Origin of the sequence: Bartonella sp. ML70XJBT (genome assembly GCF_028618425.1) — a bacterium.
GTDB lineage: Bacteria > Pseudomonadota > Alphaproteobacteria > Rhizobiales > Rhizobiaceae > Bartonella.
In genome coordinates this window covers 1-5,913 of the sequence record NZ_JAQISX010000038.1, presented here as the reverse complement: position 1 = coordinate 5,913, position 5,913 = coordinate 1, and the positions used below count along the sequence as shown (strand labels likewise).

Genomic DNA, 5,913 nt, shown 5'->3' with positions numbered 1-5,913 from the left:
GTAAACCATTCCGATAAAAGGAACCACTCTTCGTAATATCCTCCCAACTCCCTCCACCAGACAAGACATTCAATTCTGTCGTAAAACTGGTCCACAAAGTGGAACTCGATTGTATCTGCATCGCAAAAGTTCCTGATAAAAACTGCAAAAGATAACCACAACCATCCTCACACCCTATATGCGATATCATCCGACGATTTGCTGTATCAACATGACCTCCTGAAGTCTTTGGAGAGGGTGCCTTCTTACCCGTAATACTTGTCTTGTCATTACTTCCATACATCGCAGAAGCAAACGCTTCATCACTCAGTAACGACTTCTTGATATGCAACATATCTGATACATGATCGCTATAACTACGATTGGTGGTGATAGGGACACCATAAGTCGATTTGGTATTTTCACCCGTTCCTGATTGAAGATAAATATCTACCCAAAGATCCGTAGAGGGGTCATACACCATTCCTTCGGGAGAACTATGCGGACGGTGATTCAAACACCAAACAGAATTGGGTAATATGTCCCCCGCTCTATAACCAGACAATGGGTGACCTTCAATCGTTCCAACATCCGCACAGAGCGTATGAAACCCTCCTATCTTGCGCGAATTATTGACTGTATAACCGTTTGGATAGGTAGAGTTTTCTGAGACAACAAATTTATGAGAATCTCCCCCATCAGAAACCAAATAAACATAATAATCCTTGCCCGCCGAAAGAGACTGAACGCTTATTATTTTATCTGCCGTATTACTTGCAACCAAAATATCATTGCCTCGTATCAAGGTTAGGCGTATTCCTTTTTTCAAGGTTAGTTGGATTTTCTCACTCGCAACAAGAAACGGGGTAGAAACTGACAAAACGCTTAAATTAGAATGTTTCAGAAAAGTGTTTACTCTTTCAGCTAGATTTTTTGCTTGTATAGCTACTGTATGAGCTGTTGTCGCTGTTGCTAGGGAACTCTTGATATCACCAAGCTCTTTCTTCGTTGTATCGGCGCTTTCTTTGGCTTCTTCTGCTGTTCTTTTCGCTATATCAGCGGTTTCTTGGGCCTCTTCGCTTGCCGTTTCCGCTAAACTTGCTGTAGTTTTAGCGCTATATGCCACTTGCTTCGCACTATTGGCCTCATCCCACGCGTCATCAGCTAAACTTTTTGCATTTCCCACTTCACTACGCGCTTGTTCCGCTGTCTCTTTCGCAGTCTCTGCTGTCTGTTTGGCTTCCTTAGCTATTTTGTCTGCTTCATCGGCTATCCTCTTTACCGCTTCTCCACTCCCTTGCCCTGCTGCCTCTCCAGAACGGACAGCCTGTTCTGCCGCTGTTTTTGCCTCTCCCGCTATTCTCGTCGCCTCACTTGCTTGTTGCTCTGCATGCTCTGCCTTCTCTTTTGCACTTGCCGCTGTGCTTTTTGCATCCTCTGCTATAGACTTCGCTGTACTCGATTGCGTCAATGATTCTGAGACTTTTTGTATCGTCTCATCATCTGTCTGCTTTGCCGCATTGGCTGTTGATACCGCCCTCTCTGCAAGGCTTTTTACATCACTCAACGCCTGTTTAACCTCATCACAAACATTCTTGTTTGCTTCTGCTCTCTCCTTCGCTTCATTGGCTGTAGTTAATGCCGTGCTTGCCGTCGTGCTCGCATCAGTCGATGCTGTTCGTGCTTGCTCTGCTGTCTTTTGTACCTCTGTGGAGGTTGCTGTCGCTTTTTCCGCTAAACTCTTTGCTTCTTCACTAATACCTTTTGCCTCATTAACTAAGGTAATCGCCTGTGAAGATTGATCCTTTGCTTCTGTAGAAGCCGTGAGAGCATTTGAAGACGCATCTTTTGCTTCTGACGCTCGTTGTTTTGCTTCTTCTGCTTTGCTCTTCGCATCTGCTGCCTCTAAAACGGCTCTCTCAATGTTTTCTTTCGCACTATGCGCTGTTGTTGTCGCTGTTTCACTCGCACTTTTGGCTTCATTGGCTGTGGTTAATGCCCTCTCTGCTACTCCCTTAGCTTCTGTCGCTGTAGTCGCCGCCGTTTCTGATGTTGCTTTCGCGCCATTAGCTACGCTCAACGCCTGTGATGCCGTCTCTTTTGCTTCTTGTACAACACTCTGTGCGGATTCCGCTTTGCTCTTCGCATCTTCTGCCAAAACCTTGATCGCTTCTCCACCGCGTATCGTTTCACCCTCTAAACGTACCGATTGCTCTGCCGCTACCTTCGCTTCATTGGCTACCTTCATCGCTTCTGTTGCATTGGCTTGCGCCTCTGCTGCTTTAACTCTTGCCGTTTCTGCAACTTGTTTGGCTTCACTTGATCCGCTCTTAGCCTCTCCTGCCGTCGTTTCTATATCAGATACGCTTGCCTTAACGCTTGTGATCTCTGCTAAGGCTTGTTCTACTGTCTGCCTTACCTCTGTAACCTTCTGATCTGCTCGATTGGCTGCTGTCAAAGCTGTTTCACTAATACCTTTTGCATCATTGGCTGTCGTGGAGGCTCCCTCTGCTAGTCCCTTAGATTCTTCTGCTAAACCCTTAGCTTCCTCTGCTGTCTGCTTTGCTTCTCTCGCTGACCTCTCTGCTCCTTCCGCAAGAGACTTAGATTCATCAGCTACACGCTTTGCTTCAGTCGATAAACTGACCGCTTGTTCACTCGTGGCTTTCGCTGCATGCGCAATTGTCTCTACACTGTCGGCTTTACTCTTTGCATTCACAGCTGTCTCTTGTGACGTCGTTACTAGGGATTGGACGACATCAACAGCCTTCTTCGCAGCATCAGAAGCATTTTTGGCTTCTTGTGCAACCTTCTCTGCCGTTTCCGCTTTACTCTTTGCCTCTTCTGCTATGCTCTTTACAGTTTCTGTACTAACTTGCGATGCTGCCTTGACTTCATTGGCTACTCTCGTGGCTTCTGCTGCACCCTGTTGGGCTTGTTCCGCTTGCCTCTGTGCATTATCCGCCGCACTTTTCGCTTCTAAGGCTGTCAACTTGACATTACTGGCTTCCTCTTTCGCTTCTTCTGAGAGCCTCTTCGCTGATTCAGCTGTTTGATTTGCTTGATCACTCACCTCTTTTGCTGTATTCGCAACACTCTCTACGCTTTCGGCTTTCCTTTTCGCATCCATAGCTGTACTAGATGCCGTATCGGCGATTACCTTCGCAGAACTTGCTTCTTTTAAAGATTGTTCTGCTATCTTTTGCGCTTCTGTAGATGCCGTATTCGCTTTTTCCGCTAAACCTTTAACTTCTTCAAATGTTTTATTCGATTCATCAAAAGCATCCTTGTTTTCCTGAACAAGTTTCTTTGCTTCTTCTGATAATGTTTTGGCTTCACCAGCAATTCTCTTCGCATCCATAGCTGTGTTAGATGCCCTATCCGCCGTTGATTTCGCAGTCGTAGCTTCACTGAGAGCTTGTTCTGATGTCTTTTGCGCCTCTGTAGATGCCCTCGTCGCTGTGTCTGCTAACCCTTTTACTTCTTCAGAAATATTCCTAACATCATTGACTGATGTCGCCGCTGTAGATGCTCTCTCCTTCGCATCGCTCGCTTCTGTAAGCGCAGTCGTCGAGGCATTCTTGGCTTCTGCGGCTAGTTGCTTGGCTTCTTCACAAACGCTCTTACTTTCTTGGGCTAATCTCTCGGCTGCTTCCGCTTTCTTCTGAACTTCTTCTACCAAACTTTTTGTCGTTGTATCCCCTTCACGAATCGCTTGTCTATCCGCTTGTAACGCCTGCTCCGCAAATGACTTCGCTTCAGAAGCTAACCGAGATGCCGTGGTTGATTCCTGCTGTGCCTGTTCGGATTTCCTATTGGCACTATCTGCTACGCTTTTGGCTTCTAAGGCGGTTGTCTTCGAAACACTGGATTCTTGCTTTGCTTCCTCTGAGAGCCTCTTTGCAAATGTTGCCGTTTGGGTTGCCTGATCGCTCTTTTCCTTTGCTGAATTGGCAACAGTCTCTAAATTTTCTACTTTGCTCTTCGCATCCAATGCTACCTCTTGTGACGTTTCTGACGCTTGTTTTGCCCCTTCTGCGACATTCTTTGCCGCTCTTGACTCTCTTAACGCTTCATCCGCTGTTGTTTGGCTTTGTGATGCTTTTGCTATCGCCTCATCCGCTGTTCTCTTGGATAATCCTGAAAGCGTTTGTGTGGTTTCCCCCTTCTCCTTGGCTTCTCTTGCTTCTGTTAAGGCTGTCTCTACCGATGTTTGTACTTGTGATACTGTTTTTGTCAGTTCGGTAACTGAAGATGTCGCTTGCTCCGATAAAACTTTTGCCTCTTCTGCAACCCCCTTGGCTGCATTAGCTGTCGTCGACGCCATAGATGATGTTGCTTTCGCAGAACTTGCTTCTCTTAATGCTTGTTCTGATGTCTCTTTCGCAGTCTCTGCTGTCTGCTTGCCTTCTCTTACCTCTGTTAAGGCTGTCTCTATTGACGTTTGTACTTGTGATACTCTTTGAGTGAGTTCTGTAACTGAAGATGTCGCCCGTTCCGATAAAACTTTCGCATTTCCTGCCATATCCTTGGCATCATCCGCTGTCTGTTTGGCGCCATCCGCCTTAAGACTTGCTTGCGTCGCTACCGTCTTAACTTCATGACTCGTCGCTACTGCTGTCGTGGCTACTTGGGTCGTCTCCATGGCTGTTCGGGAGGCTTCTCTCGCTGTTTGTTCTGCACGATTTGCAATCGATTTCGATTCATCAGCTAACCTCTTGGCTTCTGTAGAGACATTCACTGCGCTGTCACTTATCTGCTTCACTTCTGCAAAACTTTCCAATGCCGTCGCTAATGAACCTTTCGTAACATTGATTTCCCCTGAAGCTCTATCAACGGCTGCCTTGCTCTCTTCCGCCATGTGCTTCGCTGCATCAGAGGCATTCTTGGCTTCTTCGGCTAAGCTCTTAGCGCTATCCGCTGTCTCTTTCGCAACATTGGCCGTTGTCCTCACTGCTGTAACCGCTTCACCCGTTGTCGTCACCTCTTTAAGTGCTTGGTCCGATACGCGCTTTGATTCTTCTGCAACTTGTTGGGCTCCATTCGCACGCGCCATCGCTTTTTCCGCTTCTTGCCTTGCATTAACAACCTGTTCTAACGGTGCGAAAGTTTCATACGAATACAAAGAAGCGGTCCCTAAAATCTTCGGAACAACTACACTATCTTGCGAACTACCAGAAACTATTTCTTCTCTTGTTGCTACCGGTATCAGATATTCATGACTATGATCGGGTATCTTCATCTGCCTTAATCCTTACATCATGCCTACAATAAACACTCTTTCAATTCTTCAAGCTCTTCACTTAAGCTCTCTAAACGCTTCTCTAAATCTTTCAGCGAACCATCAATCTCTGTTTTCAAAGCTGTTTTCACTAAATCAACAATCCCTTGAAGCGGCGCATGCACAAAATGATCCCCTGAATACAAAACAACCCGTACTTGAGACGGGTCGTTAAGCTCTGATATTGCAAATGGTTTGGATAACATTTCATCTCCTCATGTCTTTATCCCATAAATTATACTCACATTAACGGGGCGTGTTTCAACGCCCCCAACCCTCTCGGTCAAAAGGTGATGCTCATGATGGGCTTTGTCATAGATCCCTTCTTTTATAGGTTCTGAATGATATAAAAAACTCGTAAAGGGATTCCGGATAAACCAAGGCAAGCGGGGCGGCTTATCCTTTTCGGTAAACCAAAAGGGAACCTCTTCTTTCATGAAGATCTCTATTATCTTCTCACATTCAACAGCGCTAACCTGCAAGCCTGTACAGTCTCTCCTTCGCCTTGTCAAAGAAGCTTCAGAAGAAGAAACATCCCGTTTCTTTCGTGAAGAACGCTCAACCGAAGATGCTGGACCTATTAAATGTTCATGCGCTTTCAAAGAACAGCCTTGCAAACTTGCAAATGAACGCCAAGAATCTAGACCACGTTC

2 protein-coding genes and 1 pseudogene are annotated in these 5,913 nt (G+C 46.1%); all 3 read right to left on the bottom strand.

Features of this window, described 5'->3' with window-relative positions; translation table 11 throughout:
• Positions 1-5,221, bottom strand: a 5,221-nt coding sequence (locus tag PVV65_RS08820) for a hypothetical protein (RefSeq protein ID WP_273789906.1), incomplete at its 3' end; no start/stop codon positions are given.
• Between the two features lie 23 nt (positions 5,222-5,244).
• Positions 5,245-5,466 carry a hypothetical protein gene (locus PVV65_RS08815; protein ID WP_273755696.1) on the bottom strand — a complete coding sequence of 74 codons (222 nt, stop codon included), beginning with the start codon at positions 5,464-5,466 and terminating at the stop codon, positions 5,245-5,247.
• Between the two features lie 9 nt (positions 5,467-5,475).
• Positions 5,476-5,913: pseudogene (locus PVV65_RS08810) on the bottom strand (phage tail protein); the annotation flags it as partial.